This is a genomic window from Thermogemmatispora aurantia, assembly GCF_008974285.1.
Classification (GTDB): domain Bacteria; phylum Chloroflexota; class Ktedonobacteria; order Ktedonobacterales; family Ktedonobacteraceae; genus Thermogemmatispora; species Thermogemmatispora aurantia.
In genome coordinates, this window is record NZ_BKZV01000013.1 from 1 (window position 1) to 2788 (window position 2788).

Genomic DNA, 2788 nt, shown 5'->3' on the forward strand with positions numbered 1-2788 from the left:
CGGGCCGCATGCACCCAGAGGCCGCCCTCCTCTTCCAGCAGCTCGCCGCGGGTCATATAGCCGAGGGCCTGCTCCAGGAGAGGAAGAGCTGCCTCGGTGGTGCGGCCTCGCTGCTCGGCGGCGGTCAGGAGGGCCTGAGAGGCGTCATAGTCAGTCCAGATGAGAGAAGGATCGGCCAGGGCATAGGAGGACTCGATGGTGAGGACGAGGTCCTTGCCGATGGCGCGGCGGAGCTGGTTGATGGCGTTGTAGAGGGTTTTGTCGAGAGAGAGGGCGTCGTCGGGGGAAGGCCAAAGATCGTCTTGGAGGGTGCAGCGGGAGAGGCGGCGAGAGGGGGAGAGTAAGAGGCGTTTGAAGACGGAGCGGGCGGGGCGGCCTTTGCCCCAGGCGTGCTTAGGGAGGGGGAGCCAGGAGCCATCGACGTCGTGTCGCCACAAAGCCAGGGGCCACACATCATCACACGCAGGAGTGGTTCAGAGGCCATCTTTCTTCTTTCCTCCTTCCTCGCTTCCACCATGACCAGCGGCAGGCGATGCGCACCGCTGGCTTGGGGCATTCGATTCCAAGCGCAGATTCCTAGGACCCCAGCGCAGGACTGACAGGTGTGCTAATCAGCAGGAAGGCAGCTCCTTCTCCTGATGCTGCGTTTCTGGACCTTCTCCAGGACTATCTGATGTGCGTGCCAGCGCCGTCTCCTTCCGTTCCGCGATGAGCTGTTCCAGAGTTTCCAGGATGACCTCCGGCGGTACTTGATTCTTGGGCGGGTAGCGCTCCGGCTCGTAGATGAGGCAAACCCCCGCGCGTCGCAAGAGCCGCAGGCTTCGGGGAAAGGCAGGATTGGTATCCAGCCCTCCCCCTGTTTTGAAGCAGGGTACGGCAACGATCGGCGCCCGCTTCCCAGTATACTCTGAAAGCAACCCGAGTGCGAGAGTGTCGCTGATACCTAGGGCCCATTTGTTAAGGGTATTGAATGTTGCGGGGAAGACGACCAGCGCCTGCGCTGGGGGAAGCAGATCCGGTTCGCGAGGATGTTTGTATTCACTGCGCACGGGGTGTCCCGTCAGGCGTTGCAGGGCCGCCTCGTCGACGAATTGCCGTGCACGTGGTGTCAGAATAGAGCAGACATCCCAGCCAGCCTGCTGGGCGGCGATGATCAAAGATTCTACGAGCGGGGCGGAGGAACTGGCGCAGGTGATCACATACAGGACTCCTCGCGGAGAGAATGGCTTCATTCTGCCCTCCTTTCTGCAACGGATACAGGCAGCCCTCTGGAGAGAGACGCTTTGAGCTGGGCGAGGTGCTCAGTGAATGGAGTCAGCAAGCTCTCTCCTCGCCACGGTTGCAGCAGGTGCTCAACGGCAATCGCGCGCTGCAGCACACGGGGTGACCGGGTCTGCTCCAGGCTCTTGAGGGCTTCCATTCCCCAATGAATTGCCTCTTCAAGACGTCCCTGCTGGGCAAGTGCCGCGCTAAGATCGAGCAAACGAATGGAACGACGATGCGCCCCTTCTTGCCCTGTTGTCAAGAGATGGTGCATGAGAACCTCTTCTGCCTCTTGAGCAAAGCCAAGGCGAAGGAGGCAAGCTCCTTCATATCCTTGGAGTCGGTCACGGTTGAAGGGCAGATAGCCTGCTTCTCCTTCAAAGGAAAGTGTCGTGTGACCGGGGGCCTGACGTTCTAGAAGAGTATGAGCGGTCGCGAGATGTTGCCGGCAGCTCTCTCGTTGGCCACGATGCGCCTCCAGTTCAGCCAGAATCACTGAGAGCCAAGCCCGAATCAGATCACTCGCGCTATGGGTGGTAGCAAGAGTACAAGCACCTTCCAGCGCCGCTATGCCTTGGGGAATGCGTTCATGATAGAGGAAAAAGATCCCATGTCTCCCAAGGAGGACGGCTTGGAGAAGAGGATATTCTGATTCGTGTGCCAGATCAAAAGCCAGAGCATATGCCTGCTCTGTGAGAGGATCTTGACCAAGGTGAAAAGCCAGATCTCCAAGGATCTGCAGCGATTCAGCAGTGACGCGCAAGAGGGATTGCCTGATGTGGGGAAGCAGCGAAGTTGTGAGTAGGTCAGTCAACCGATGAACATGGACCGTCAGATCCCGGTGACAGGAGAGCAGATCTTCCTGTGAGTTCCTCGCAAGCACAAAGCGCTTGCGAAAGTGCTGCGTCGCGCTTGTGAGCAGTCCAACCAGAGGGTCATCAATGGAAGAAGGCTTCTCAACGGCTTTCTTTAAGCGAGCCAGGAGTTCCAGATCCGTCACAAGCGCTTGACTGAAAGCTGCAGGGAACAGAGCAGTGGCGGAAAGAGCGCCCGCCTGTAATAGAGAACGACGTAGTTGATCCATCGGAAAGGTATCTGCTTGACGTTCGATCGCCTCGGAATGCTCGCGATGAGATGATTGCCTCCCCGAACTGCCTGCTGGCCGTGCGTTTGCCTGGAAAGAGGATAACATACTTACCTCTGTCTCACAAGAAGCTTGAGGGCAAGATGCTTCCTGTGCTGGCGACGTGAAGGGGAGGAAAACGTCTCGTTGCAACAGAGAGTGAAGAACCGTTTCTATCTGCCGACTTGGGGAGATCCCTTCGTGGGATAGGCGCTCGCGCCACTGCTCATAGCAGCGTCGGGCTTCTGTGACCTGTCCCTGCTGCCACAAGAGTTCGATCCACTCCCGCAGCGCCTCCTCATCGGCAGGATCTGCCTGAAGCAAGGCGCGGAAGTGCTCACTGGCCAGCCAGAGCCGTCCTTGCCGGGCGGAGATCTGGGCGAGCCAGCGGCGGCACTGGCG

Annotated in this window: 3 protein-coding genes; all 3 read right to left on the reverse strand. The window is 59.0% G+C overall.

The window, feature by feature from the left end; translation table 11 throughout:
* Positions 1-437, reverse strand: a 437-nt coding sequence (locus tag KTAU_RS21375) for an AfsR/SARP family transcriptional regulator (RefSeq protein ID WP_151730262.1), incomplete at its 3' end; no start/stop codon positions are given.
* 174 nt (positions 438-611) lie between these two features.
* A complete protein-coding gene (locus tag KTAU_RS21380) occupies positions 612-1232 on the reverse strand; it encodes a flavoprotein (protein ID WP_151730263.1) in 621 nt (206 codons plus the stop codon).
* Positions 1229-2788 (reverse strand): bacterial transcriptional activator domain-containing protein (locus tag KTAU_RS21385; RefSeq protein WP_151730264.1); only part of this gene is annotated, 1560 nt, incomplete at its 5' end. The genes KTAU_RS21380 and KTAU_RS21385, both read right to left, overlap by 4 nt.